This is a genomic window from Paraburkholderia sp. J7 (assembly GCF_905220155.1).
Taxonomy (GTDB): Bacteria; Pseudomonadota; Gammaproteobacteria; order Burkholderiales; family Burkholderiaceae; genus Paraburkholderia.
In genome coordinates this window covers 45,839-70,170 of sequence record NZ_CAJMYZ010000019.1, presented here as the reverse complement: position 1 = coordinate 70,170, position 24,332 = coordinate 45,839, and the positions used below count along the sequence as shown (strand labels likewise).

The 24,332-nt window shown below is 64.9% G+C and carries 22 protein-coding genes; 7 read left to right on the top strand and 15 right to left on the bottom strand.

The genetic code is table 11. The annotated features are described in order from the left end of the window. Positions 1-169: 169 nt before the first annotated feature. The 4 genes from yjfF to U5A58_RS27785 all read right to left on the bottom strand — a co-directional run bounded on the left by yjfF (position 170) and on the right by U5A58_RS27785 (position 4,967). Entirely contained in the window at positions 170-1,315 is a 1,146-nt protein-coding gene (yjfF, locus tag U5A58_RS27800; protein ID WP_321914050.1) for a galactofuranose ABC transporter, permease protein YjfF, read from the bottom strand. Between the two features lie 33 nt (positions 1,316-1,348). After that, positions 1,349-2,386 (bottom strand): ABC transporter permease, encoded by a 1,038-nt coding sequence (locus U5A58_RS27795; RefSeq protein WP_321914049.1) that lies wholly within the window; start codon positions 2,384-2,386, stop codon positions 1,349-1,351. After that, positions 2,383-3,906 carry a sugar ABC transporter ATP-binding protein gene (locus U5A58_RS27790; RefSeq protein ID WP_321963803.1) on the bottom strand — a complete coding sequence of 508 codons (1,524 nt, stop codon included), beginning with the start codon at positions 3,904-3,906 and terminating at the stop codon, positions 2,383-2,385. The genes U5A58_RS27795 and U5A58_RS27790 overlap by 4 nt, the downstream gene beginning before the upstream one ends. 92 nt (positions 3,907-3,998) lie before the next feature. Further along, on the bottom strand, positions 3,999-4,967 hold the full coding sequence (locus tag U5A58_RS27785) for an ABC transporter substrate-binding protein (RefSeq protein WP_415774302.1): 969 nt from the start codon (positions 4,965-4,967) through the stop codon (positions 3,999-4,001). A 268-nt stretch (positions 4,968-5,235) separates the two neighbouring features. Here U5A58_RS27785 and U5A58_RS27780 point away from each other — a divergent pair, with 268 nt between their 5' ends. Together U5A58_RS27780 and U5A58_RS27775 are read left to right on the top strand one after the other, a co-directional pair. Next, entirely contained in the window at positions 5,236-6,978 is a 1,743-nt protein-coding gene (locus U5A58_RS27780) for an IlvD/Edd family dehydratase (RefSeq protein ID WP_321963802.1), read from the top strand. Positions 6,979-7,258: 280 nt separating this feature from the next. Next, a complete protein-coding gene (locus tag U5A58_RS27775) occupies positions 7,259-7,990 on the top strand; it encodes a peptidoglycan DD-metalloendopeptidase family protein (protein ID WP_321963801.1) in 732 nt (243 codons plus the stop codon). Between the two features lie 62 nt (positions 7,991-8,052). Here U5A58_RS27775 and U5A58_RS27770 read toward each other — a convergent pair whose 3' ends face one another. Next, on the bottom strand, positions 8,053-9,066 hold the full coding sequence (locus tag U5A58_RS27770) for an NAD-dependent epimerase/dehydratase family protein (RefSeq protein WP_321963800.1): 1,014 nt from the start codon (positions 9,064-9,066) through the stop codon (positions 8,053-8,055). A gap of 130 nt (positions 9,067-9,196) precedes the next feature. On the opposite strand from U5A58_RS27770, the gene U5A58_RS27765 reads away from it, so the two are divergent. After that, on the top strand, positions 9,197-10,099 hold the full coding sequence (locus U5A58_RS27765) for a LysR family transcriptional regulator (RefSeq protein ID WP_321963799.1): 903 nt from the start codon (positions 9,197-9,199) through the stop codon (positions 10,097-10,099). An 8-nt stretch (positions 10,100-10,107) separates the two neighbouring features. Here the strand turns inward: U5A58_RS27765 and U5A58_RS27760 are convergent, their stop codons facing one another. Then, complete coding sequence (locus U5A58_RS27760; protein WP_321936713.1) at positions 10,108-11,031, bottom strand: LysR family transcriptional regulator; 924 nt, start codon at positions 11,029-11,031, stop codon at positions 10,108-10,110. A 134-nt stretch (positions 11,032-11,165) separates the two neighbouring features. Between U5A58_RS27760 and U5A58_RS27755 the strand changes: the two genes are divergently transcribed. Continuing rightward, positions 11,166-11,936, top strand: a complete 771-nt coding sequence (locus U5A58_RS27755) for a transporter substrate-binding domain-containing protein (protein WP_321963798.1) — start codon at positions 11,166-11,168, stop codon at positions 11,934-11,936. Positions 11,937-11,983: 47 nt separating this feature from the next. Continuing rightward, positions 11,984-13,102 carry a succinylglutamate desuccinylase/aspartoacylase family protein gene (locus U5A58_RS27750; RefSeq protein WP_321963797.1) on the top strand — a complete coding sequence of 373 codons (1,119 nt, stop codon included), beginning with the start codon at positions 11,984-11,986 and terminating at the stop codon, positions 13,100-13,102. A gap of 16 nt (positions 13,103-13,118) precedes the next feature. On the opposite strand, the gene U5A58_RS27745 is transcribed toward U5A58_RS27750, so the two are convergent. The 6 genes from U5A58_RS27745 to U5A58_RS27720 form a co-directional block, all read right to left on the bottom strand. Next, a complete protein-coding gene (locus tag U5A58_RS27745; RefSeq protein WP_321963796.1) occupies positions 13,119-14,354 on the bottom strand; it encodes a sensor histidine kinase in 1,236 nt (411 codons plus the stop codon). A gap of 325 nt (positions 14,355-14,679) precedes the next feature. After that, positions 14,680-16,014, bottom strand: coding sequence for an epoxide hydrolase (locus U5A58_RS27740; RefSeq protein ID WP_321963795.1), 1,335 nt, complete (start codon positions 16,012-16,014; stop codon positions 14,680-14,682). Positions 16,015-16,159: 145 nt separating this feature from the next. Further along, the gene (locus tag U5A58_RS27735; RefSeq protein WP_321914039.1) at positions 16,160-16,627 is read right to left on the bottom strand and encodes a MarR family transcriptional regulator; all 468 of its coding nucleotides are present in this window, start codon (positions 16,625-16,627) and stop codon (positions 16,160-16,162) included. A gap of 139 nt (positions 16,628-16,766) precedes the next feature. Further along, positions 16,767-17,036, bottom strand: a complete 270-nt coding sequence (locus tag U5A58_RS27730; RefSeq protein ID WP_321914038.1) for a hypothetical protein — start codon at positions 17,034-17,036, stop codon at positions 16,767-16,769. Between the two features lie 62 nt (positions 17,037-17,098). Next, positions 17,099-17,545 carry an Ohr family peroxiredoxin gene (locus U5A58_RS27725; protein WP_321914037.1) on the bottom strand — a complete coding sequence of 149 codons (447 nt, stop codon included), beginning with the start codon at positions 17,543-17,545 and terminating at the stop codon, positions 17,099-17,101. Between the two features lie 265 nt (positions 17,546-17,810). Further along, the gene (locus U5A58_RS27720) at positions 17,811-18,284 is read right to left on the bottom strand and encodes an OsmC family protein (protein WP_321963794.1); all 474 of its coding nucleotides are present in this window, start codon (positions 18,282-18,284) and stop codon (positions 17,811-17,813) included. Between the two features lie 119 nt (positions 18,285-18,403). Here U5A58_RS27720 and U5A58_RS27715 point away from each other — a divergent pair, with 119 nt between their 5' ends. Beyond that, positions 18,404-19,057, top strand: coding sequence for a GntR family transcriptional regulator (locus U5A58_RS27715; RefSeq protein ID WP_321963793.1), 654 nt, complete (start codon positions 18,404-18,406; stop codon positions 19,055-19,057). Between the two features lie 112 nt (positions 19,058-19,169). Next, positions 19,170-19,808 carry a GNAT family N-acetyltransferase gene (locus tag U5A58_RS27710; protein WP_321963792.1) on the top strand — a complete coding sequence of 213 codons (639 nt, stop codon included), beginning with the start codon at positions 19,170-19,172 and terminating at the stop codon, positions 19,806-19,808. A 13-nt stretch (positions 19,809-19,821) separates the two neighbouring features. Here the strand turns inward: U5A58_RS27710 and U5A58_RS27705 are convergent, their stop codons facing one another. From U5A58_RS27705 to U5A58_RS27695, 3 genes are all read right to left on the bottom strand, one after another. Next, positions 19,822-21,396, bottom strand: coding sequence for an EAL domain-containing protein (locus U5A58_RS27705; protein WP_321963791.1), 1,575 nt, complete (start codon positions 21,394-21,396; stop codon positions 19,822-19,824). Between the two features lie 181 nt (positions 21,397-21,577). Continuing rightward, on the bottom strand, positions 21,578-23,299 hold the full coding sequence (locus U5A58_RS27700) for a diguanylate cyclase (protein ID WP_321963790.1): 1,722 nt from the start codon (positions 23,297-23,299) through the stop codon (positions 21,578-21,580). Between the two features lie 200 nt (positions 23,300-23,499). Further along, on the bottom strand, positions 23,500-24,141 hold the full coding sequence (locus U5A58_RS27695) for an HD domain-containing protein (protein ID WP_321963789.1): 642 nt from the start codon (positions 24,139-24,141) through the stop codon (positions 23,500-23,502). Positions 24,142-24,332: the final 191 nt, after the last annotated feature.

Here is a 24,332-nt window from a genome sequence, read left to right as displayed (position 1 = left end):
GCGCATGGCGCTCATTGGATCGAGTCATCACGCGCGAGACATCCGTAGCGAACGCGGGTTCGCCAGGCGCCGACGGTACCGCAAAAATCTTAGTGCAGCGTGATGAGGCCTCCTAATCCATGTATACCCGTAACTAATCCATAAGGCCGCAGCGACGATGACAAGCGCCTTACGCGCCGCCCTTCGCTTCCTGCATGTGTGGCGGCGGGCTGGCGAGCTTGGCCTGGTCCATCGGCGTGGCGGTTTGCGTGCGCGGACCGGCCGTGCGCGGTGCGCCGCGTCCCGTACCGGTGGACTTGCGGCGCGCGGCATGGCGCTCGGTCGCGCGCTGCATGAGGCAGAACGCGCAGAGCAGCGCGCCGATCACAATGCGCGTCCACCACGAACTGAGCGTGCCGTCGAAGGTAATGAGCGTCTGGATCGTGCCGAGGATGCCCACGCCGAACACCGAGCCGATCACATAGCCCACGCCGCCCGTGAGCAGCGTGCCGCCAATCACCGTTGCCGCAATGGCGTCGAGCTCCATGCCTTGCGCCTGCAGCCCGTAGCCCGAGAGCACATAGAGCGTAAACACCACGCCGCCGAGCGCCGAGCAAAAGCCCGAGAGCGCGTACACGCCGATCTTGGTGCGCGCGACCGGCAGGCCCATGAGCAGCGCGGAGCGCTCGTTGCCGCCGATCGCGTAGACGTTGCGCCCAAAGCGCGTGAAGTGCGCGATGACGATGCCTGCAACGAGCATGGCGATGGCCGTGAGCGACCCCGTGGTGAGCGAGCCGCTGCCGACCGGGATGTTGAATTCGGAGAGCGCGTGAAAGCCGGGGTCGTTGATCTGGATGGATTCGGTGGTGATGAGAAAGCAGGTGCCGCGCGCGAGGAACATGCCCGCGAGCGTGATGATGAAAGGCTGCAGCCGGAAGAAGTGGATCAGCGCGCCCATTGCCGCGCCGTAGAGCGCGCCGCAGAGCAGCACAAGCGGCACGACCACGAGCACGGGCCAGTGCAGCTTTTCGGTGCCCACGGCGCAGAGAATCGTGGTGAGCGCGACCACCGCGCCCACCGAAAGATCGATGCCGCCGGAGATGATCACGAACGTCATGCCGATGGCGACGATCAGCAGGAACGCGTTGTCGACCAGCAGGCCGAACGCCACCTGAAGCGAGAAGAACCCGGTGTACATGACCGAGCCGAAGCCGAACAGCACAGCAAAGAGCACGACGGTCACGACGATGGGCAGCACGCGCGGATCGACGAAGCGGGTCGCGCCGCGCCGGCACGCTGCGAGCGTGTTCGAGAATGACAGGGCAGGGCGGTTCATGCTCGGCTTCCCCCGTATGGGTGCGCTTCGTGCTCAGGCGCGCGCGCGGCGTGCGAGAGCAATACGCTTGAGTTGTTGGAACGCGAAGGTGCGCGCGGCGGGCGACTGGATCAGGCACACGAGCAGCACGACCACGGCCTTCACGACGAGCGTGGCCTCGGGCGGCACGCCGATCGAATAGGTGGTGTAGGTGAGCGTCTGAATGATGAGCGCGCCGAGCACCGTGCCCGCAAGACTGAATCGCCCGCCCAGCAGCGACGTGCCGCCGAGCGTCACGGCGAGAATGGCGTCGAGTTCGAGCAGCAGGCCCGCGTTGTTGCCGTCCGCGCTGCGCACGTTCGAACTGATGAGAATGCCCGCAATCGCTGCCGTCACGCCGCAAAACGCATACGCGCCGAACACCACGGCTTGCGACGACAGCCCCGCGAGGCGCGCAGCCACCGGATTCACGCCGATCGAGCGGATGAAGAGCCCGAGTGCGGTGCGGTTGACGATGAGCGCGGTGAGCACGGTCACGGCGAGCGCGATCCACACGGCGCACGGAATGAGCGCGAAATAGCCGCCGCCCGCGAACAGATAGCCCGGCGCGCCGATCGGGATGATCTGGCCGCCCGTGAGCAACTGCGCCACGCCGCGCCCCGCCACCATCAGAATGAGCGTGGCGATGATCGGCTGCATGCCGACGAACGCGACGAGCAGCCCGTTCCAGATGCCTGCAAGCAGACCCACGGCGAGCGCCGCACCGAACGCCATGCCCACACGCGAAGGATCGGCGGAGAGCACGGTGGCGGCCGCCGCACCCGCAATCGCCACGACGGCGCCCACGGAAATGTCGATGCCGCGCGTGGCGATCACGAGCGTCATGCCGAGCGACACCACGACGAGCGGCGCGGCGCGCATGAGGATGTCGATGGGCGCGCCGAACAGGTGGCCGCCCAGCATCGTGATCGAGAGGAAGTTGCCGCGATGCGCGACATCGACGACGAAAAGGGCGATGAGCGTGACCGCGGGCCACACCAGCGGATGCCGGAGGACGAGCGAGAGCCAGGCGGGAAGGGCGGGGCGCGTCATCGACGGTCTCCGGCAATGAGGTCGTAGACTTCGTGCTCCGAGCGCGCCGCGCCCGAAAGCTCGGCCACCTTGCGCCGGTCGCGCAGCACGGCAATGCGGTCGCTCACGCGCACGACTTCGCTGATCTCCGACGAAATGAACAGAATGCCGAGGCCTTTCGCGCAAAGCGCGCGCACGCGGTCCATGATTTCGAACTTGGCGGCGACGTCGATGCCGCGTGTGGGTTCGTCGAGTATCAGCAAACGCGGCTTGGTTGCGAGCCAGCGCGCGAGCAGCACCTTTTGCTGATTGCCGCCGGACAGCAGGCCGATGGGCTGCTCGGCGTCGCGCGCCTTGATGCCGAGTTGCTCGATATATTCGTTGGCCAGTTCGCGCTGGCGCGAGCGCCGGATCATGCGCCACCAGCCCAGTTGCGCCTGCAGCGCGAGCACGATGTTCTCGCGAATCGACAGATCGGCGACGATGCCTTCTTTCTTGCGGTCTTCAGGACAATAGGCCATGCCGTGACGCACGGCGTCGCGCGGCGAGGAAAGCTTCACGGGCTTGCCGTTGATGTGCACCGTGCCAGCATCGGCTTTATCCGCGCCGAAAAGCAGGCGCGCGGTTTCGGTGCGGCCCGAGCCGAGCAGGCCTGCCAGGCCCAGAATCTGGCCCGGCTGCACTTCGAGATCGAGCGGATTGAGCACGCCGCGGCGCGCCACGCCTTGCGCGGCGAGATACGGTTCGGCATTCGTTGCCGCCGTTTCGCTGTGCGCGGCTTCGGCGTGCGTGAGCCGCTCGCCTGCGTTCTGCAGGCCCACCATCTTCGCGACTAGCGTTTGCACCGGCAGATCGGCCGCGAGATAGTCGCCTTCGCGCTCGCCGTTGCGCATCACCGTGATGCGATCGGAAATGGCGTAGGTTTGCTCCAGAAAATGCGTGACGAACAGAATCGCAATGCCCGACGCTTTCAGCTTGCGCAACACGTCGAAGAGACGCGCGACTTCGCCTTCGTCGAGGCTGGAGGTCGGTTCGTCGAGAATCAGAATGCGCGCATCGACGGACACCGCGCGCGCAATCGCCACCATCTGCTGCATGGCGATCGGGTAGGTGTCGAGCGATTGCGTGACGTCGAGCGAGAGATTCAGTTCCGCGAGCGCTTCTTCAGCGCGGCGATGAATCGTTTTCCAGTCGATGAGGCCGAGGCCGCGCTTGCGCGGCTGGCGGCCCGCGAAAATGTTCTCCGCAACCGAGAGGTTGGGGCAGAGATTGACTTCCTGGTAGAGCGTCTGGATGCCGGCGGCCTCCGCCATCTGCGGCGTCGGGAAGTGCACCGCCTGGCCCGCCAGGCGAATCTCGCCAGCTTCGGGCTGGTGCACGCCGGTCAGCACGTTGATGAGCGTGGACTTGCCGGCGCCGTTCTGCCCCATCAGCGTATGGATTTCGCCGGGGTACAGACGAAAATCGACCCGGTCGAGCGCGCGCACGCCGGGGAAGGTTCGGGTAAGACCGACGGTTTCGAGTATCGGGGAAACGCTCATGGGCAACCGGGAAAGAGGCCAGAGCGCGCGGCGCCTCGTGAATCCCTTAAATACTAAGGGCTACGAAGCACGCCGCGCCGCTTGCACCGAGTTTAGTACTTGCGCGTCGGCAGCACCTGCGCCGCCACGTCCATCGGGAACACCGTTTCGTTCGTCACGATGCGCTTGGGCAACGGCTTGCCCGCCACCACATCTTTCACGGCGCTCATGAGCTGCGGCCCGAGCAGCGGGCTGCACTCGACGTCAACATTCATCTTGCCGGCGATCATCGCCTCGAAGCCACCCTTGGTGGCGTCGAACGACACGACGCTGATGTCCTTGCCCGGCTTCATGCCGGCTTCTTCCATGGCCTGGATCGCGCCGAGCGCCATGTCGTCGTTATGCGCGTAGACCACGTTGATCTTGTTTCCATAGGTCTTCGCGAACGCTTCCATGACCTGCTTGCCGCCAGCCAGCGTGAAGTCGCCGCTTTGCGACGCGATGATCTTGAACTTCGGATCGTTCTTGATCACTTCCATGAGGCCCGAGTGACGGTCGTTGGCCGGTGCGGAACCCACCGTGCCCTGCAGCTCGACGATATTGATCGGGCCGGGGTTGTCCTTGTAGTGCTCTTCAAGCCACTTGCCCGCGCGGCGGCCTTCTTCCATGAAGTCCGAACCAATCATCGTCACGTAGAGCGACTGGTCTTTCACGTCGATGTTGCGGTCCGTGAGAATCACGGGAATCTTGGCGCGCTTGGCTTCCTGCAGCACCGGCTCCCAGCCTGATTCAACCACGGGCGAGAACGCGATCACGTCCACCTTCTGGGCGATATAAGAGCGAATCGCCTTGATCTGGTTTTCCTGCTTTTGCTGGGCGTCCGAGAACTTGAGGTTGATGCCGGCGTCTTTCGCGGCCTGTTTGACCGACACCGTGTTTGCCGTGCGCCAGGCGCTTTCCGCGCCGACCTGCGCAAAACCTAGCGTGATCTGCTTGTCTTCGGCGTGTGCAACACCCGCCGCCAACGAGAAAGCGGCCGCCGCAGCGACCAGCCCGCCTACCATGCGTGTTGCCAGTTTCATGCGTGTCTCCGATGTAGCTCTGTGCGTTGTATTTCTTTAATTCATGGCGCTACACCCGCGTCCATCACGGCCGGACAGTATCACGAGAAGTATCGCGCCATCCCTGGCCTCCGGTTATATCCTTTCGATATACCGTTGGCCGCCCCTGCTGACCACAATAGACAAACTATATGCAACGTCAGGAACGGTTTCGATTAGCGTTTTCCCGATAAGCCTGACTCATATAGTCATGCTATTTATTGGACTTTCTCACTAAGTGGGCAAAGCCATGAACACCCGTAAGCCCAAGCTTCGCTCGGCCGCGTGGTTCGGCACCACGGACAAAAACGGCTTCATGTACCGGAGCTGGATGAAGAATCAGGGAATCCCGGATCACGAATTCGCCGGCAAGCCGATTATCGGCATTTGCAATACGTGGTCGGAACTCACGCCCTGTAACGCGCATTTTCGAAAGCTCGCCGAGCATGTCAAGCGAGGCGTCTACGAAGCCGGTGGATTTCCTGTCGAGTTTCCTGTGTTTTCGAACGGCGAGTCGAACCTGCGGCCCACGGCCATGTTCACGCGCAACCTCGCTTCGATGGATGTTGAGGAATCCATACGAGGCAATCCCGTCGATGCGGTCGTGCTGCTCGTGGGTTGCGACAAGACCACGCCGGCATTGCTGATGGGCGCGGCGAGCTGCGACGTGCCGGCGATTGCCGTGACGGGCGGCCCGATGCTCAACGGCAAGCACGAAGGGCGCGATATCGGCTCGGGCACCGTGGTGTGGCAACTGAGCGAGCAGGTGAAGGCGGGCAAGATTTCGATTCACGAGTTCATGTCGGCGGAGTCGGGCATGTCGCGTTCGGCAGGCACGTGCAACACCATGGGCACGGCTTCGACCATGGCGTGCATGGCCGAAGCGCTCGGCGTCACGCTGCCGCACAACGCCGCGATTCCGGCTGTGGACGCGCGCCGCTACGTGCTCGCGCATATGTCGGGCATGCGCATCGTGGAGATGGCGCTTGAGGACCTGCGTTTGTCGAAGCTGCTCACGCGCGAAGCGTTCGAGAACGCGATTCGCACGAACGCGGCCATCGGCGGCTCGACGAATGCGGCGATCCACCTGAAGGCGATTGCGGGCCGCATAGGCGTGCCGCTCGAACTCGACGACTGGACGCGCATTGGCCGCGGCACGCCGACCATCGTCGATCTGCAGCCCTCGGGCCGCTTCCTGATGGAGGAGTTCTATTACGCGGGCGGCTTGCCTGCCGTGTTGCGGCGCCTCGGCGAAGCGAACCTGTTGCCGCATCCCGACGCGCTTACCGCCAACGGCAAAACGCTCTGGGAAAACGTGCGCGAAGCGCCCATCCATAACGCCGAAGTCATTCGCCCGCTCGACAATCCGCTCGTGCAGGACGGCGCGTTGTGCGTGCTGCGCGGCAATCTCGCGCCGAACGGCGCGGTGCTGAAACCTTCGGCGGCCACGAAAAAATTGTTGAAGCATCGCGGGCCCGCCGTGGTGTTCGAGAACTTCGACGACTACAAGGCGCGCATCGCCGACCCCGAACTCGACGTCACGGCCGATTCCGTGCTCGTCATGAAGAACTGCGGGCCCAAGGGGTATCCGGGCATGGCCGAGGTGGGCAACATGGGCTTGCCGCCGAAGCTGCTCGCTCAGGGCGTGACCGACATGGTGCGCGTGTCGGACGCGCGCATGAGCGGCACGGCGTATGGCACGGTGGTGCTGCACGTCGCCCCTGAAGCGCGTGCAGGCGGGCCGCTCGCGATCGTGCGCGATGGCGACTGGATCGAACTGGACTGCGAGAGCGGCGTGCTGCGCGTGGATATCGACGACGAGACGATCGCGGCGCGGCTCGACGAATGGGCCGCGAATCAGCAGCCCATCCCCGCCGATCGCAGCGGTTATCGCAAGCTCTACGTCGAGCACGTGCTGCAGGCCGACGAGGGCTGCGATTTCGACTTCCTGGTGGGCTGCCGCGGCTCGGACGTGCCGAGCCATTCGCATTGACCTCTCTCGCGCGGAACCTGCGTTGCGGCAGACGTGGGTTCCCGTCCTTGCATCGAAAATTAAAACTTCGACGGGGCTTTGTCGGCGTTTCCTTACCTTCGTTTTCCTGATTGTTTAGGGTTTTGCGCAACGTTTGATCGTGTGCACGCAAAGGCTTGTCATGCGTCATATGCGGCGGTCAACGCGAAAACATGGGTCGCGTTAAGCGGAGGCCAGCCGGCGGGCTGGCGCCTGTGACCTATTCAGCCATTCGCGGAGATTCGCCATGAAACAACGATGCATGCCAACCCGTCTTCGCTCATGGCGATGGCGCACGAGCGCGGCGGGCGCACTCGTCGCGCTGGGGCTGCTTTCGGGCTGTGTCGCCCAGCGGCCGTTCAGCATGCCCAGTTACGAAGCCGGGGCATGTGTGAGCGCCGCCGCCGGTTACTACTGCGTGCAGCCCGGCGATTCGCTCGACTCGATTGCGACTTCGTTCGGGCGGCGGCCTGGCGAGATTGCGCAATGGAACGCCATGGAGGCGGCTTCCACCGTGCGTGCAGGGCAGATGCTGCGCGTGGGGCCGCCGTCGGGCATTGCGAGCGTTTCGCCTGCGCCGCCGTATGCGGCCGCGCAGCCTGAGGGCGCCGCGCACCGCTTCGTCTGGCCAGTTGCAGGCACCGTGGTGCGCGAGTTCGGTGCGCAAGGTTCGCGCGGCATCGAGATTGCCGGGCGTCCCGGCACGCCGGTCAAGGTAGTGGATGGCGGCCGGATCGTCTACGCCGGCGACAAAATCAAGCAATACGGCCTCATGGTCATCGTGAAGCACGACGACCACTTCGTCACCGCGTATGGCAACAACCGCCGGCTCATGGTGGCCGAAGGCGCGAGCGTGCCGCGCGGCACGACCATCGCCGAGATGGGGACGGGCCGCGACGGTCAGGCGGTGTTGCAGTTCGAAATGCGTGAGGATGGCCGCCCCGTGGATCCACTCGCGTATTTGCCGCCGGGGTCGGGGCCGGTCACGCCTTGACGGTGCCTTTAGATATGATTTGGAATCCGTAACAAATTGGCTGGCGTGTAAAAACGCAACCATCAGGCCGCTTTTGGCGCACGCTCATCGACGCCGAGGCAGTCCAGGCCCAGAAGCGTGGCCTCGACGGCTTCGTCGAGCGGCGTATGAGGCTCGCGCCCGAGTTCCCTCACGAGCCGGGCGTTGTCGAGCTGCAACGGCTCGCGCCACAAATAGCGCATCTCCATCAGTTCGCGCAGCGTCGTCACGAAGGGCGAGATGGCGCGCACGAAGGCCCAGGCGAAGGGCTTGCTTTGCGGCTTCAGCCCGTGATTGCGGGCGACGCGGCAAATCGCTTCGACGATCTGCGAGCCGTCGGCGTCCCAATGGCCGGCCATGTGGAACGTCGCGAACGCGGGCAGCGTGTCGCGCTTCTCGATCAGTTCGAGCATCGTGCGCGCGACGTCGGGCACGTACGACCACGCGTGGCCCACGCCGCGCGTACCCGGCTGGCGCACGACCTGCACCGGCGCGCCGCGCTTCACGAGCCCTTGCGCAAACCAGCTATTGCCCACGCGCGGCCCGAAAAAGTCCCCCGCACGCACGACGATCGAGCGCACGCCATGCTCGCTCGCGGCCCGCATGCGCTGCTCCAGTTCCACGCGAATCGCGCCCTTGCGCGTGAGCGGTTGCTGCGGCGAGTCCTCGCGCAGCAACGGGAAGGTGTCGGGCCCGTAGTTGTAGACCGTGCCCGGCAGCACGACGCTCGCGCCCGAGGCGGCCGCGGCGGCGAGCGTGTTGTCGATCATAGGCAGCACGACCTGCGCCCAGCGCCGGTAGCCCGGCGGGTTCACGGCGTGCACGATCACCGAACAACCCTGCGCCGCGCGTACCACTGCTTCGCGCGAGAGCACATCGCCGTCCAGCCATTCGATCGCGCTTGCCGCAACGGCAGCCGTGGCCGGCGCGCCGCCGCGCCGCAGCGCGCGGACTCGCCAGCCGGCGTCGAGCAACTGGCGCGCGACCTCGCTGCCGATTCCGCCGTTTGCGCCAAGCACGAGCGCGCGGTTCTGTCGATTGATGGGGCTGGCGTTCATGCCGGTTCTCCTTGCGGGTGAGCTGTCATGAAGGGCATTCTGTGCCGCTTGCCGTCAATAGAAAATTGCCGAAAGTAGGGGATAGACTATACATTTACGTATAGCCTGCGATCTGAATAGGGAACCGGATATGGCCGAAAAGGAACCGAGCTGGGAGTGGTACAGGAGTTTTCTCCAGGTCCTGGAGAGCGGCTCGTTGTCGGCCGCCGCCCGCGCGCTGGGCATCACGCAGCCGACTGTCGGGCGGCACGTCGACAGTCTGGAAGCGGCGCTGGGACTCACGCTGTTTACCCGTTCGTCCGATGGTTTTTCGCCAACCGCGGCGGCCAATGAACTGAGGCCGTACGCTGTCGGCATCGCAATGACCACGGCCGCATTGCGCCGCGCGGCAAGCAGTCATGGGTCGGGCGTGCGCGGTACGGTGCGGCTGACGGCGAGCGAAGTCATCGGCGTTGAGGTTCTGCCGCCGATACTGGCAGCCCTGCGCCACGACTATCCGGAACTGTCGATCGAACTGGTGCTATCGAACAAGGCTGACGACTTGCTCCGTCGTGAAGCGGACATCGCGATACGCATGTTCCGGCCCGTGCAGGAGGCGCTGGTCGCCAAACGGATTGGCGCGATCGAAGTCGGCTTGCACGCCCACGAACGCTATCTGGCGCTTCATGGCGTGCCCAAGTCGATGAAGGAGTTGGCGCGCCATACGATCATCGGCTTCGATCAGGAAAACGCGTTCATTCGCTCGCTCCAGTCCAGGTTTCCGGCCTACAACCGCAACAGCTTTGCATTTCGGGCCGACAGCGATCTTGCCCAGTTGGCCGCGATACGCGCGGGATTCGGTATCGGCGGGTGCCAGTCGCCGTTGGCAGCAAAAGACCCGAAACTGGTCCGCGTTCTGCGCAAGGAGTTCTCGCTGACGCTCGATACGTGGGTGGCCATGCATGAGGACTTACGCACGAGCGCGCGCTGCGCCGTGACCTTTGCAGCGCTTGCGTCTGGGCTGAATGCGTATATCCACGGACAAGGCGCGTAGCGGCCGCCTCAACGCGGCGCGCGGCCGGCCCGTGCATACGAAGCCAGCATCGTCGCGAGTTCCTGCGCGGCAGGCGTGAGCGGCACGGCCGCGCGCTGCAGCAGACAAACCTGCTGCGCCGCCGGCCGCTCGGCGATCTTGATGCGCGCAAGCCGCTCGGCAAACGGCCCGCGCCGCGCGACCACCGACGACTCCAGCGCGAGGCAATCCGTCTCGCTGACCCAATGCAACGTTTCGAAAAGCCCTTCCACCGTCGCGACGATGCGCGGCGGCGGCAAGCCGTGGTCGGTGAAGAACGTCGTGAGCCGGCTCGAAGCGAAGGCGTCCGCGATATTGGGCGAACGCGTTGCGAGCCAGTCGCAGTGCGTGAGCGCGCGCAGCGAGCGCGCCCCCGCCTTCGGATGGTCGCGGCGGCAAACGACCACCGGATCCGATGGGTAAAGCTCCGTCACCGAAAGATCGGTCGTATCGGTCTGGTCCGAAACGAGCGCGAGCGCGAAATCGAGCGTGCCTTCGCGTATCCACGAAATCATCATGCGCGAGGTGCCGGTGCGCAGGCGCAGCGCCACGCGCGGAAACCGCGTGCTGTACTGGCCGAGCACGGGCACGAGCGCGTCCATGAGCGGGTCGGTCGTGAGGCCGAACGCCACTTCGCCCGCATAGTCGCCACGCAACTGCTGTGCCTCTTCGCTTGCGCGCTCGCACTCGCCGAGAATCGACGCCGCGCGCACCAGCAGGCGCTGCCCGAGCACCGTGAGCGTCACGCCGCGATTCGTGCGCGTGAGCAGGGCGCCGCCCAGTTCGGCTTCGAGATTCTGCAGTTGCTGCGTCACGCCGCTTTGCGCCACGCCGAGCGCGCGCGAGGCCGCCCGCACACTGCCGCGCTGGGCGACGGCGACGAAAACCCGCAACTGGGAAAGCGTGAGACTCATGGGCGACGATTTTCGGTGATCGGTAGATGTGATCATGATAGATGAATCCGGGCTTTTCCCGAACGCTGCGGCGTCCTACCATCGGGCGGGCAAGAGACTCCCTACTTTCCGCCGCCGTTCATCACGCGTTCATCATGAAAAAAATCCCGTCGATCTTGCTTTCCCTTGCACTGGCCCTGAGCAGCGGTGCCTTCGCGCGCGAGGGCGACACCGTGCGCCTCGGCATTGATCCGACCTATCCGCCCATGGACGCCAAGGCGCCCGACGGCTCGCTCAAAGGATTCGACGTCGATCTCGGCAACGAGATTTGCCGCCGCATTCACGCGCATTGCCAGTGGGTCGAACTGGAGTTCTCGGGCATGATCCCGGCGCTGCAGGCGCGCAAGATCGACGCGATCATGTCGTCGATGGCGATCACCGCGAAGCGCGAGCAGCAAATTCTCTTCACGTCGAAGCTGTTCCAGTTCAAGTCGCGGCTCGTCGCGCGCAAGGGCGCTCCCTTCGGCGCTACCGCGCAGTCGCTGGCCGGCAAGTCGGTCGGCGTGCAGTCGGGCACGCAGTTCGAGACGTATGCGCTCGCAAACTGGGCGCCGGCGGGCGTGCATGTGGTCACCTACAAGAGCCAGGAGGAAGTATTCGCCGACCTCGTCAACGGACGGCTCGACGCCGCGTTGCTGGGCTATGTCGAAGCCGACTACGGCTTCCTGCGCACGCCGCAGGGCAACGGCTTCGCGTTTGCCGGCGGCCCGATTGCGATGGGCGACCGCGGCACGGGCATCGGCATGCGCAAGGACGAAACGGCGCTTGCCGCTCAGATGAACGACGCGATTGCGGGCATGCTGAAGGACGGCACGTACGCGCAGATCGCGCGCCGCTATTTCGACTTCGATCCGTACGGCAACTGAGCCGCCGCACACTTCGCCGCTCACTTATTTGAAACCGCATTCAATCCATGAACCAGCAATCGACTCCGCTTTTGAGCGCCACGCCGGGCACGCACCGCGAACTGACCAGCTTCCATTTCGGCCCCGCCGACGCGCACCAGAAGATCTATATCCAGGCATCGCTTCACGCCGACGAAACGCCCGCCATGCTGGCGGCGGTGTTGTTGCGCGCGCAGCTGGCGGAACTCGAGGCGCAAGGCGCGCTCGCCGCGCAAGTGGTGCTCGTGCCGCTCGCCAATCCCGTGGGTTTGAATCAGCATGTGCTCGGCCAGTTCATCGGCCGGTTCGATCTTGCGAGCGGCAAGAACTTCAACCGCCATTTCCACGCGTTTCCCAAGCTGCTCGCACGCGCGAAGGAGACGCTCGGGGCGGACGTCGATCGCAACCGCGATCTGATCCGGCAACTGATGCGCGAAGCGCTGGACGCGCAGGCGCCGCTCACGGAATTCGATTCGCTCCAGTTGGCGCTATTGAGGCTTTCGCACGATGCCGATCTCATCATCGACCTGCATTGCTCGCTCGAAGCGGTCATGCACGTGTACACGAGCGAGGCCGGCTGGCCTGATGTCGAGCCGCTCGCCCGCTACCTCGGCTCGCGCGCGCAGCTACTGGCGACCGACTCCGGCGCGCAGGCATTCGACGAGGCGCATAGCCTGCTGTGGTGGCAACTGCGTCAACAGATGCCGGCCACGCAGCCCGTGCCCACCGGCCCCACTGCGGTGACGGTCGAGTGCCGCGGCCAGCGCGATGTGTCGTGGGAATGCGCGCAGCAGGACGCCGATGCGCTGATCGACTACCTGCGCTGGCGCGGCGCGCTCGTCGGCGGCGGCGTGAAGCCGCTGCCGGAACTGCTGATGCCGGCCACGCCGCTAGCCGGCAGCGCGCAATTCTATGCGCCGCGCAGCGGCATTCTCGTGCACCGCGCGAAGATCGGCGACTGGATCCGCGAGAACGACCCGCTCTTCGATATCGTCGACCCGATGACAGGCGAGACGCAGACGGTGAAGAGCACCGCGGAAGGCGTGTTCTATATGCGAAGGGCGATTCGTTTTGTCACGGCCGGCGCGCCGCTCGGCCGTGTAACGGGCACGCGGCCGATACGCAGCGGCGTGCTGCTCGGGGCTTGAGGCGAGGGGATGCCCGTCAGGCTTGACGGGTTTTGTGCATCGGCACGATCACGCGCACCCAGAGGCCGCCCTCGGGGTGATTGCCGATCTTGAGCTTCGCGTTGCACAGGCGCGCAAGGCGCCGGACGATCGACAGGCCCATGCCCCAGTGCGAATCGAGCCCGAGGCTTGCCGCGCGCGAGGCGAGCATCGGCGGCGCCTGCGTGCCGCCCTCGGGCAGGTTCGCACCGGCGCCTTCGCCGTGATCCCGCACGCTCAAGGTCCACGAGCGCGGCCCGCGCGCCGTGCAGATTTCGATGGGCGGCTCGCCGTGCGCCTGTGCGTTGCCGACGAGATTGTCAACGAGCCGCACGAGCGCGGAGCGCGGCAGCGAGAACGCCTCGCCGGCATCGAGGCGAAGCACGATGCTCGCGTCCGCGTTCGCGCCGTAGACGAACCGGTCCCGCAGATACGCGTCTACGTTCACCGGCGCATGATTCGCGCCGCCCTGGCCGGCGGTGTCGACGAACTGGCGCGCGAGATCCTGAAAGAGGTCGATGTCCTCGACGAGGGCCACGCGCAGATTCCAGCGCGTGACGGTCATGGCATAAGCGCGCAGCCGCGCAACGCGCGATTCGATCTGCCGCAGGAAGGCGGCGAACGTGGCCGACTGGTCTTCGACCGTGCCGCTGCGGCGGCACAACAGATCGCCGATCGCGCGGGCGAGGCCGTGCATTTCGCGCGGGCAGTCCACGAGCGTGGGGGCCGGCCCGGCGCCGCTCGTCGCGATGCGCAGCGTCGCAATCATGACGAGCAGATCATGGCGTACCGTCCGTAGCCACCAGGCGCGCAGCGCGAGCAGAACCACGCAGAGCGCCGCCATGAGCGCCACGAATCGCGCTTCGAACCAGCGGGCGACTGTTTTCAGGCGCGTGACGCCGGACGAGCAGGCTTCGCGCAGATACGAGCCGTTCGGCGACGCCCCTGCATGCGGCGCCCAAATGGCATCGCGCAAATGAGGCGCCGCCTCGCCGCCTAGGTCGACAATGGTCGGTTTGATCGACACCAACGGGGCGATCCCACGCACGCTCGCGCCTTGCGCGGCCAGTTCCAGTTGCAGTTCGGCTTCCTGCTGCTGTGAGGCGTGCGTCGCGGCGGCCGGATCGAACGCCGCTTCGCCGAAATTCAAGGGCGAATCGGCATCGAGATATCGAAAACCGGCTTGCAACAGCATCAACGACGCAATCCATAGCAGGAAAATGCGGGCAAACAAGACAATCACCTTTCTTTTTTTGACATCGAAGTTTGGTTTGCGCCTGCGGGCGCACGGTTGAGATAGCCGCAAATCCAGCTATGACGGGTATTGTCCGCGAAGCGCGAGAACTTCGATTCGTGGAAAAGCGCCGGAATATGCGCCGTTTTTCCCTTTGAGCGGCGCTGGTGGCGACTCGCTGAGCAGTATTTGGGAAGGGAGGCGTCCGTGGCAGGCGCTCCAACGCGCGGTGATCGGGGTTCTTTCAGCCAGCGGGGTGGCGTGAGCATTCGGAGTCCTTGATAAAGTCGCCGGACTCTCGAAAGCTCACGCATGCCCTGTTGCGTCAGGCCGGCTGGCGCAGCGTCCTGAACGTCGCGCGAACTTCTTCCGTGAACGCAGCAGGCTGTTCCCATGCCGCAAAATGGCCGCCCTTAGGGAGTCGGTTGTAGTGGATGAGCTTGGGGTAGGCGCGTTCCGTCCAGCTCCTGGGCGCGGCGTAGATTTCGTCCGGGAATACGCTCACACCAACGGGCAGCTCCACGTGCTTGGGCTCGAAAAAGTTGAGCTTGTTTTCCCAGTACAGGCGCGCGGAGGAGACCGCCGTCTTCGTCAGCCAGTAGAGCGTGACGTTGTCGAGCACGTCATCTTTCGTCAGGCCTTCGGGCTGGCCTGCGAATACGCGAGCGATCAGCGCCTGACCGCTCGCGTCGTGGTCGAGCATCCACGCAGCGAGGCCCACTGGCGAATCCTGGATGCCATAGAGCGTTTGCGGGCGGTTCGCCATTTCGAGCGCATAGCCCAGACCGTGCTTATAAAAGTAGTCGAGCTGGTCGTATGCGTGCTGTTCCTCCGGCGAAAGTCCGGTGGGAGGCGGCGTGCCGTCCTTGAGCGATCTGGCGATAGCGTCGGGCACGGTTGCGGGCATGTTGGTGTGAATGCCCACGAGTCCCGCAGGCTTGAGCAGCGCCAGTTGTTCCGTTACAGCGTTGCCCCAGTCGCCCCCTTGCGCTGCGTAGCGCGTGTAGCCGAGCCGGTTCATCAGCACGGCCCAGGCGCGAGCGATACGCTGGGGGTCCCAGCCGGTCTTCGTCGGCTTGCCCGAAAAGCCGTAGCCGGGAAGCGAAGGAATGACGACATGGAACGCGTCGGACGGACTTCCGCCATGAGCGGTCGGATTGGTGAACGGCTCGACGATCTTCAACTGCTCGATGATCGAGCCGGGCCAGCCGTGTGTGACGATGATCGGCAGCGCGTTCTCGTGCTTCGAGCGCACATGGATGAAGTGAATGTCGAGCCCGTCGATTTCCGTGACGTATTGCGGCAGTGAGTTGAGCCTCGCTTCCACCTTGCGCCAGGTGTAGTCGGTGGCCCAGTAATTGGCGAGCCTTTGCATGGTTGCGAGCTGCACGCCTTGCGAGGCGTCGTCCACTGTTTCGCGCTCCGGCCATTGTGTCGCAACGATACGGCGGCGCAGATCGGTCAGCGCCGCTTCCGGCACGTGCACGCGAAGCGGACGAATGGAAGACGGATCGCCGGCTGCAATCTGCGTGATGCCGCTTGCAGAGGGCTTCGATTCTGCGAAGGCGAGCCGGCTCATTGCGACACCTGCTGCCAGCGTGGCAGCGGCGCCGATGAAGCGCCGGCGCGAAAGAGGTGCGGGATGAAGATCGTTTGACATGCTAATTCCTGACAAAGATGTTGTACCGTGGTGAGCAGGAAACATCAGGCGTGCGCATGCACCTCGGCAAACAAGGTATGCGTCGTATTCCTAACGATTTACGCCAGAAGCCGGCCTGCAAAAACCGCGCGTGCCGGTGGAACGGCTATTCGGTGTCGAGCGAACGAATCAGATTGGCGCGCAGGTTCACGATCGCCTTCTGTAGTTTCATGAAGTCGTCGGGACCCAGTCCGGTGGCTTCGGTGAGATCCGCGATCTTCAGGCTCTTTTCGCGCAGCTTGCGGCCGCTGGCGGTCAGGCTCACACGCACCTGGCGCTCATCCTCCGGATCGCGCCGCCGTTCCACATACCCCATCGCTTCGAGCTTTTTGAGCATCGGCGTGAGGGTGTTGGATTCGAGAAAGAGTTTCTCGCCCAGGCCGCTCACCGTCTGGTTGTCCTGCTCCCAGAGCGCGATGATCGCGATGTACTGCGGATAGGTCAGCCCGAGTTCGTCCAGGATCGGCTTGTACGCCTTGCCGAAGGCCAGATTGGTCGAGTACACGGCGAAGCAAAGATAGTCTGCGAGCGGCGCGGGCTTGGCGCCCGGCGCCGGGTGATCCGTCGATTTCATGGTCATCCTCTTCAGACGAAGGCCTCAATGGCTCGCAAACTTGAATAAATCGCTTGCGATTATATCGTAGGCCGACACCGGTTTCGCCGTACACCGCCACTGCGATGCCCGGCGAAACAGCCACCACGCGGTGGCGCGATCAATGGTGGGCGAAGAGGCTGTTTCGCTCCATTGAGACGCGGCTGCCCGCGTCCGTGCCGACATCGGCCATGCCGCCGAACGCGGTGGCTGCGCTGCCGCCTTCGGTGCGCTCCGCGGCGAGCGTTTGCACGCTTTGGCCGCGTTGCGAAGCCGGAGCGCCGACTTCGGGACGATAGGCCGGGGCCGGGCCATAGCCGCTGGCGAATGCGGGGGCGGCTGCGCTAGCCGAGAGGGCGATGAGGAGCGTGGCGATGAGTCGGGTTTTCATGATGATGTCTCGCTAAATGAAGTTCAGTGGATTTCGGTGAACGGAGTCATTGCGTTTGCCGCTCACGCGGTCACGACCTTCAGGCTCACGTCGATGTTGCCGTGCACGGCCTTCGAGTACGGGCAGATTTGATGGGCGCTGCGCGCGATGGCCTCCGCCACGTTCTGCTCGACGCCCGGCAGCGTGACCGTGAAGTGCGCGCCGAGGAACCAGGCGGCGCCGGTCTGGCCGATATCGACCTGGATGTCCACCGCGGCGTTGGGCGGCAACGTGACTTTCTTCAGCGAAGCCGCGATGCCGAGCGCCGAGATATAGCAGGCAGACCATGCGCCTGCGAACAGCTGTTCGGCGCGTGGGTGCGGTTCGGTGCCGACGATGTCGAGCGTCTCGCCGCTTGAAGACGTGAGCTCGAGGTCGACCACGCCGAATTCGCCGCGTTGCGCCGCAGGGTCGTGGTTGACGGTGGTGTGGGTGTTGCCCGAGAACAGGACTTTGTCGATCGTTGCCATGATGCGTTCCTTAATGAAATCAGGGGTTTGGTGCTATGCGTCGCATAAGATCGAATCGCATGCGATGCATAATGGACGAGGGATTTCGCTTTGTCAAGCGCACAAGATTAAATCGCATACGATTTATATAGGGTTGTTTCGGGAGAGAATCGCGTACTGAAACGTTATCGATCGTTTGAGTGATCGTTCTCGATCGAGCCCTTTTGGGACGGCGCGTCAGGGAGGCGGCGCGGCTGCCCGAGCCGCCTCAGAAGAATGCGAGCGCCTACGCGGCCAGTTCGATGGCGGGCTCGCAGAGAATGGGGAAGTTCACTGAATTGGCGATATAGCACTGCTCGTGCGCCGCATGATGCAACCGTTCGGCGAGGCTGCGGTTGTCGCTCGCGCGGATCGTCACGCGCGGGCGCAACACGATATTCGTGAACGCGCCGTGCTGCGGCGTATCGGCCATCGTGCCTTCGGCGTCGTCTTCATAGGCGAGCACCGCGATGCCCGCCTCCGCGCACAGATGCAGATACCAGAGCTTATGGCACGCCGAAGCGGAAGCCACGAGCAGGTCCTCGGGATTCCAGCGCGCGGCGTCGCCGCGAAAGGCCGGATCCGACGAGCCCGGAATGTCGGGCTTGCCGCTCGCGCGGATCACGTGATCGCGGTCGTAGTCGCGATAGCCCGAGGTGCCCGTGCCGCGATTGCCTGTCCATTGCACCGAAACGCGGTAGGTGTGTTCGCCATGCGCCATGCTGACTCTCCGTGTTGCATCGAAAAGGGGTACGTCATTATGACCGTATTCGGCATTTTGGTATACCATTATGCCCAATTCGCCCAAATGAAAACCAGGCAGGAACCGGCCAGACACACATGGAAACACGATTCGACTCTACAGCGGACGCGGTTGCGTCCGGGTTGCGCGATCTGATCGTCAGCGGCGAGCTGGGCGGTGGCGAGCGCCTCGTTGAGCGCGACCTCGCGGAGCGATTCGAGGTGAGCCGCATTCCGCTGCGCGAAGCCATCCAGCGGCTCGCGCGCGAGGGGCTCGTCGAGATTTTCCGCAATCGCGGCGCGGTCGTGCGCATGCTCACGGCGCACGACGTGGAGGAGATCTACGGCTTGCGCGTGCTGCTCGAAGGCGACGCGATCTTTCACAGCGTCAAGCGCATCGACGACGAAACGCTCGCACGCGCGGAACTCGTGCACCGGCTGCTGGCCGAGGCGGCCACCACGCAAAAGCAGGGCGAACTCAACCGCGAGTTTCACGAGCTGCTTTACGGCGCATGCGGCAACGCTCGCCAACTGGCGGCTATTCGCGAACTGCGTGCACAAGTGGAACGCTACGAGCGGCTGCAGAATACGCTGCTTGCCGATACCCCCTCCTTTCAGCGCGAACACGAGGCGATTCTCGAAGCGTGCCTCGCCCGCAACGCGCGCAGCGCGCGCGCCTTGACCGTGGCGCATATCGATTCGGCGAAGCGCATCGTGCTCGCCGTTGTGGAGCGTATGGCGGCACAAGGCTAGCGCTCACACACCACGGCATTCACGCGCATTGCCCCAGTTTTTTACGACATTTTTTCTTGTGACCCATCCGGGCAATCCCTAGACTGGCTGCATCGAAACGACAGGAGACGCCATGTCGATCTCGCGTGCAACCCAGCGCCCGGATGAGCCGGTCACCTCCGTGCTGCCCGGCCTTGGCCGGCTCGTGCTGAGGCGCTTCGATCCGCGCCACGACTCGTGGGAAGCGCTGACGCGTTTGCTGCATCGCGCGTTCTCGCGGCTCGCATCGCTAGGATTGCATTGCTCCTGCGCCGACCAGGCGGCGAGCCTCACGCGTGAACGCGCGCTGGCTGGAGACTGCTTCGTTGCGCTCTGCAATGGCAGGATCATCGGCACGCTCACGCTGGAAGGTCACGATAGCCATTCGCAGTGCGAACATTATCGCCAGCGCAGCGTGGCTTCGGTGCATCAGTTCGGTATCGAGCCAAAATGGCAGAGCCGCGGCATTGGCCGTGCGCTGCTCGATTTCGCGGGGCGTTGGGCAGCTGCGCGCGGCTACACGCAGCTCGCGCTCGACACGCCGTTTCCCGCCGCCCACCTCATCGCGTTCTATCGCGCGCAAGGCTTTAATCTCGTCGATGTCGTGCGCTTTGCCGGCCGTGGCTACGACAGCGCCGTGCTCAGCAAAGCCGCTGCGGCGCGTTGCAGCGTGGAGTCTGCACACCTGCCCGGCGCGTTGCGGCACTGCACGTCACCGGGGCCGCTCGTCTGAGCGCGTGCCACCCTCACGCCTTGTGCGTGCGCGCCGCTTCGCGTTCCAGATAGCGCAGGAATTCGTCGGCGGGCATGGCCTTCGCATAGAGCCAGCCCTGCGCGTACTGCACACCGTGCTCGCGCAAGTATTGCGCTTGCGCTTCGGTTTCCACACCCTCGGCGACCATCAGCAGGTCGAGGCTGCGGGCCATGTCGATCACGTGCGGCACGATCTTGTTCATTTCCTCGCCGCTCGCGAACGAGCGGATGAACGAGCGGTCGATCTTGATGCCATCCACCGGCAGTTCCTGCAGATACGAGAGACTCGAATATCCCGTGCCGAAGTCGTCGATGAAGATTCGGTGGCCCGCCGCGCGAAACGCCTCGATAACGGGCGCGGAGCCGGCAGTGTCGATGAGCGTGCGCTCGATCGCTTCGAACCAGATCTGCTCGGGGCGCACCGCATATTTTCCGAGAACGGGCTTGAGGGTTTCGAGCACGCGCGTGCCGGCGAGATCCTTGCCGGCGAGGTTCAGCGAGACGTGCAGATCGCGGCGCCGGGCCAGCACGGCGCCCACGCTCTCGAACACGGAGCGCACGACCTGGTCGGTAATGGGCTCGACGAGACCGAGCGATTCCGCCATGGGAATGAACGTGTCCGGCGCGACGACGGAGCCGTCTTCGAGCTTCCAGCGCACGAGCGCTTCGGCGCCGACGCAGCGCCCGCTTTCCAGCGAGACGAGCGGCTGCAGCCACGCGACGAACTGGCGCCGCCGGATGCCCTCCAGTATCGCGTTGCGCGGCGTGCGCAGCTTGCGGCGCCAGCGCATGACGAGCCACGTGCCGAATACACTCAGGACGAGCGCCGGCGGCAACAGCGTCTGGAGTTGCGCGGGCAGGTCGCGGCGCATGCGGTTCTCGGGCTCGTACGCGACCACGGCAATGGGAAAGCGGCTCGAGCGCTCCACGACGTAATAGCGGCCCTCGAAATACTGGCTGTTGCTGGTGCGCTTGAGTGCTGCGCGAACAATCGCATCGTCGACGTGTGCCCAGCTTGTAATGATGCCGCCGTCCTGCGTTTCGAGCACGGCCAGCTGGATGGCGTCGTCGAGCGGCACGATGTCGAGGTAAAAGCGCGGATCGATCACCACGACGTGATTGCCGAGACGCAAGTTGAGCATGCGCCGCTCGTTCCCGCGCTTGCCGACTTCGCTATGCCAGGCGGTGAAGCCGTCGGCGTAGGTCCATTCGGGTGGCGGCAATGCGGTATCGACGTCGCCGCGTTGCGAGCTGCAGCGCAGCCGCGCGCCATCGGTCCAGACGACTTCGCGAATGTATCGAAACTGCTCTTCGACATGACGCAGCCGCTGCAGGTGGTCGCTCGTGCAGGGATCGTCGCCGTATGGCATGAGCTGGTGCAGCGCGGACTCCGCTTCGGCCGTCACGAGTTCGGCGCGCAGCAGCGCGCGGCTCGAAAAGACATCGACCTGGTCGCGCTTCTGGCGTTCGTCGACGGCGTCCGACGCGTACACCGCGGCCATGAGCGTTGCCAGGACGGCGAACGCCACGACACAAAACGTCGTCAGGGCGGTGAGTCGGCTGCTCATGATGGACGGTCGGGCTCCGGCGTCGCGAACGAGGGCGACGCGCGGCCTTCGACGTTCGCCGTTGCCGATGGTAGCGTCTTTCCGATGGCGGCGACGCGCTGCTGTGCGGTGCGGGAGCCCACTCGCAGGGCGGCCGGCTCTCCCGCTCATGCATGGCGCATGAACGTGGCCTGCGCAATCGTCAGGCTCGCGCCGGATCGATCGATCGGGAATCCTCTGCAACGACGCGATTGCGCCCGCCTTCCTTCGCGGCGTAAAGCCGCCGGTCGGCCACCGACATGAGCGCTTCGTAGTGGGCGGGGCAATCGGCGGGACTGGCCGCCACGCCGATCGAAACGGTGAATGCGATCGCATCGGCGTCCTGATTTGCGGCGTCGCCCGGCGCGCTGGCCGCGTGCGCTTCGACCGCGCGGCGGATGCGTTCGGCTACGGCCGCCGCCGTGACGAGATCGGCGCCGGGCAGCAGCGCCGCGAACTCCTCGCCGCCCACGCGCGCGGGCATTTCCGCGCTGCGCAGGTTCTTGCGCAGGATGTCTGCGAATATCACGAGCACGCGGTCGCCCGCCGCATGGCCGAAGCGGTCGTTCACGCGCTTGAAGTAGTCGATATCGAGCATCAGCATGGCCACGGCAGGCGCGGCCGCGTCGCTGCCGCCTTCGCGGGCGGCGCGCTCCAGCGTCTCGTCGAAGACCTCCTGGAAGCGCCGCCGGTTCGCGAGTCCGCTGAGCGGATCGCTGCGCGCGAGCGTTTCGAGCCGCGAACTTGCCTCGACGTACTGGCCGAATATGTTCTTGACGATGAACAGCGTGCCGACGAGCAGCACGGCGATCGCCAGCCACGCGACGATCAGCGGGCTGCTGAACACGCGGTGCGCCGCCGCGAGCGTGAGTTCCGAGTCGTCCGTGCTCGCGAGCAGGATCCAGTGTGTGTCCCCCACGTGCTGGAAGAGCAGGTAGCGCCCGCCTCGCTGAGCGTAGCCCTGGCCGCGTTGCAGCCACGCCGCGGCCTGCGCGCGCGCCATGTCGAGCAGATTCGGATCGAAGCTCGCGGGACGTTGCGCCGTGATCTTGCCATCGACGAAATAGACGAGGTCACCGTTATCGTTCAGGAGCCCGAACTCGGCAGGCTCCTCGTCCTCGGTCAGGTTGGAGGAGGCAAGCTGGAGCGCGAGCAGGCGCGAGGGCGTGACGTCCATCACCACGGCGCCGCGAAAGCGTCCATTCGCGTAGACGGGCGCACTCAGCGTGGAAATCGCCTCGCTTCGTTTTGTTTCCGTATAGATCGGAGTCCAGACGATGCCGTTTCGCGGATTCCGGCCCGACAGATGCAGGCGGTAGTAGGGCATCGTGCTGAAGCGCCGCAACAAATCGGGCGCGGGCGCGTCCGGGCGCTCGGGCGAGAGCACATACAGGCCGTTGGCCGAGATGTACGCGACCGTGCTTTGCACCGCGTCGGCGTGCTGGCTGATCGCGAGCAGCGGGCTGATCGAGCGCGCGAGCACGATGTCGGCGGGCAGCGTGGCCGTGTCGCGGTGAAAGCCCTCGATTCCCGCGAGTCCTTGTGCGTTGGTGCCGAAAACGAGCGGTCCGTCCATCGCGCCGGGGACTTGCCATGCGAGCTTGTCGCTGTTGCGCAGCGCGGCCTGCACCGCCGGATCGAGGAGACCTGCGCGCTGCTGGCTCGGCGAGGCGAGCACGTGTTCCGCGTAGTCGCGCAGGAACAGCAGGCGCCGGCGCTCTGCGGAGATCAGCGCGTCCACGCCCACGGCCCGCACCTCCAGGTCACGCTGGCGACTATGCAGGTCGTTGCGCGTCATCTGGTAGAGCTGGCGCAGGCCCACGCCGCTCACCAGCGCCATGGCGGCGAGAAAGCACACCGTCACCACGAGGTGCGGGCGTTTCATGACCATGCTGGAAAAACCGTGCGGCCGCGTGCGGCCAGGCGTGTGCTGCATGAAGCCCCCGGGACAGCGAATGGACGCGCGCGCATCGCGGTGCGGCGTGGCCCGGCGGCGCGGTTCCGGGCATCGCGATGAGCATAGCATCGCGCGCGAGAACCGCGCCGAACGCCGCCTCACGGGGCTCGGAGCGCCCAGGGCGGCGCTCAACCGCGCCAGGCGGAATGACGGATCACGCTGCAGAAGTTGCCGGCGTGGAAGTGCGGGTCCTTGTCGGCGAGCACGTCGGCCTTCACGTTGCCGAAGGTGGTGGCGGGCTTGTGCTTGATGCCGTCATAGAACGTCTGAATGATGTCTTCCTTGAAGTGCTCGCTACGCGGGTGCGCGTGGACCACGGCCTCACGCTCGATGTCGCTGAAGCGGTCGTAGGCAATGCCGAGCACGTCCATTTCGACGCCCGCCGTGACGAGCGCGATTACCGGATGCATGTGCTCGGGAATGCCCGGCGTCGTATGCAGCGCGATGGCGGTCCACACGAGGTCGATGTCCTGCTGCGAGATGCCGTGGCCGCGCAGGAAGTCGCGCGCGGCGTTCGCGCCGTCGACCTCGAAGCGTTCGTGGTCGCTGCTGTGCGCGTGCGTGAGACCCATGTCGTGGAACATGGCGCCCGCGTAGAGCAGCTCGCGATCGAACTTCAGGCCGAGCCGGCGGCCGGCCAGCGCGCCAAAGTAATAGACACGGCTTGAATGATGGAAAAGCAGCGGCGATTCGGTATCGCGCACGAGTTCGGTAATTTCGCGGGCGAGTTTGCTGTCGGGAATCGCGACATCGGCGAGGGTCGGGGTCATCGGGGTGCTCCGTCGGGGTGGGTGATGACCTCTATTCTGGGCGGCGCCAGGGTTGTCCTCAATCGACGGATACCGTTGTTTTCTGCCAATTCGACCGATTTTGAGCCATCGGGGATTCACGGCGCATAGCGGCGCTGCCGTCGACCGGAAAATTTCGCCGCAACACGGGATTAGCGGCGATAATCGGCAAA

What these genes read in the sequence shown, in the direction of transcription:
- yjfF (WP_321914050.1), bottom strand. Translation starts at nt 1,315, where the DNA reads ATGAACCGCCCTGCCCTGTCATTCTCGAACACGCTCGCAGCGTGCCGG.
- U5A58_RS27795 (WP_321914049.1), bottom strand. Translation starts at nt 2,386, where the DNA reads ATGACGCGCCCCGCCCTTCCCGCCTGGCTCTCGCTCGTCCTCCGGCAT.
- U5A58_RS27790 (WP_321963803.1), bottom strand. Translation starts at nt 3,906, where the DNA reads ATGAGCGTTTCCCCGATACTCGAAACCGTCGGTCTTACCCGAACCTTC.
- U5A58_RS27785 (WP_415774302.1), bottom strand. Translation starts at nt 4,967, where the DNA reads ATGAAACTGGCAACACGCATGGTAGGCGGGCTGGTCGCTGCGGCGGCC.
- U5A58_RS27780 (WP_321963802.1), top strand. Translation starts at nt 5,236, where the DNA reads ATGAACACCCGTAAGCCCAAGCTTCGCTCGGCCGCGTGGTTCGGCACC.
- U5A58_RS27775 (WP_321963801.1), top strand. Translation starts at nt 7,259, where the DNA reads ATGCCAACCCGTCTTCGCTCATGGCGATGGCGCACGAGCGCGGCGGGC.
- U5A58_RS27770 (WP_321963800.1), bottom strand. Translation starts at nt 9,066, where the DNA reads ATGAACGCCAGCCCCATCAATCGACAGAACCGCGCGCTCGTGCTTGGC.
- U5A58_RS27765 (WP_321963799.1), top strand. Translation starts at nt 9,197, where the DNA reads ATGGCCGAAAAGGAACCGAGCTGGGAGTGGTACAGGAGTTTTCTCCAG.
- U5A58_RS27760 (WP_321936713.1), bottom strand. Translation starts at nt 11,031, where the DNA reads ATGAGTCTCACGCTTTCCCAGTTGCGGGTTTTCGTCGCCGTCGCCCAG.
- U5A58_RS27755 (WP_321963798.1), top strand. Translation starts at nt 11,166, where the DNA reads ATGAAAAAAATCCCGTCGATCTTGCTTTCCCTTGCACTGGCCCTGAGC.
- U5A58_RS27750 (WP_321963797.1), top strand. Translation starts at nt 11,984, where the DNA reads ATGAACCAGCAATCGACTCCGCTTTTGAGCGCCACGCCGGGCACGCAC.
- U5A58_RS27740 (WP_321963795.1), bottom strand. Translation starts at nt 16,014, where the DNA reads ATGTCAAACGATCTTCATCCCGCACCTCTTTCGCGCCGGCGCTTCATC.
- U5A58_RS27735 (WP_321914039.1), bottom strand. Translation starts at nt 16,627, where the DNA reads ATGAAATCGACGGATCACCCGGCGCCGGGCGCCAAGCCCGCGCCGCTC.
- U5A58_RS27730 (WP_321914038.1), bottom strand. Translation starts at nt 17,036, where the DNA reads ATGAAAACCCGACTCATCGCCACGCTCCTCATCGCCCTCTCGGCTAGC.
- U5A58_RS27725 (WP_321914037.1), bottom strand. Translation starts at nt 17,545, where the DNA reads ATGGCAACGATCGACAAAGTCCTGTTCTCGGGCAACACCCACACCACC.
- U5A58_RS27720 (WP_321963794.1), bottom strand. Translation starts at nt 18,284, where the DNA reads ATGGCGCATGGCGAACACACCTACCGCGTTTCGGTGCAATGGACAGGC.
- U5A58_RS27715 (WP_321963793.1), top strand. Translation starts at nt 18,404, where the DNA reads ATGGAAACACGATTCGACTCTACAGCGGACGCGGTTGCGTCCGGGTTG.
- U5A58_RS27710 (WP_321963792.1), top strand. Translation starts at nt 19,170, where the DNA reads ATGTCGATCTCGCGTGCAACCCAGCGCCCGGATGAGCCGGTCACCTCC.
- U5A58_RS27705 (WP_321963791.1), bottom strand. Translation starts at nt 21,396, where the DNA reads ATGAGCAGCCGACTCACCGCCCTGACGACGTTTTGTGTCGTGGCGTTC.
- U5A58_RS27700 (WP_321963790.1), bottom strand. Translation starts at nt 23,299, where the DNA reads ATGAAACGCCCGCACCTCGTGGTGACGGTGTGCTTTCTCGCCGCCATG.
- U5A58_RS27695 (WP_321963789.1), bottom strand. Translation starts at nt 24,141, where the DNA reads ATGACCCCGACCCTCGCCGATGTCGCGATTCCCGACAGCAAACTCGCC.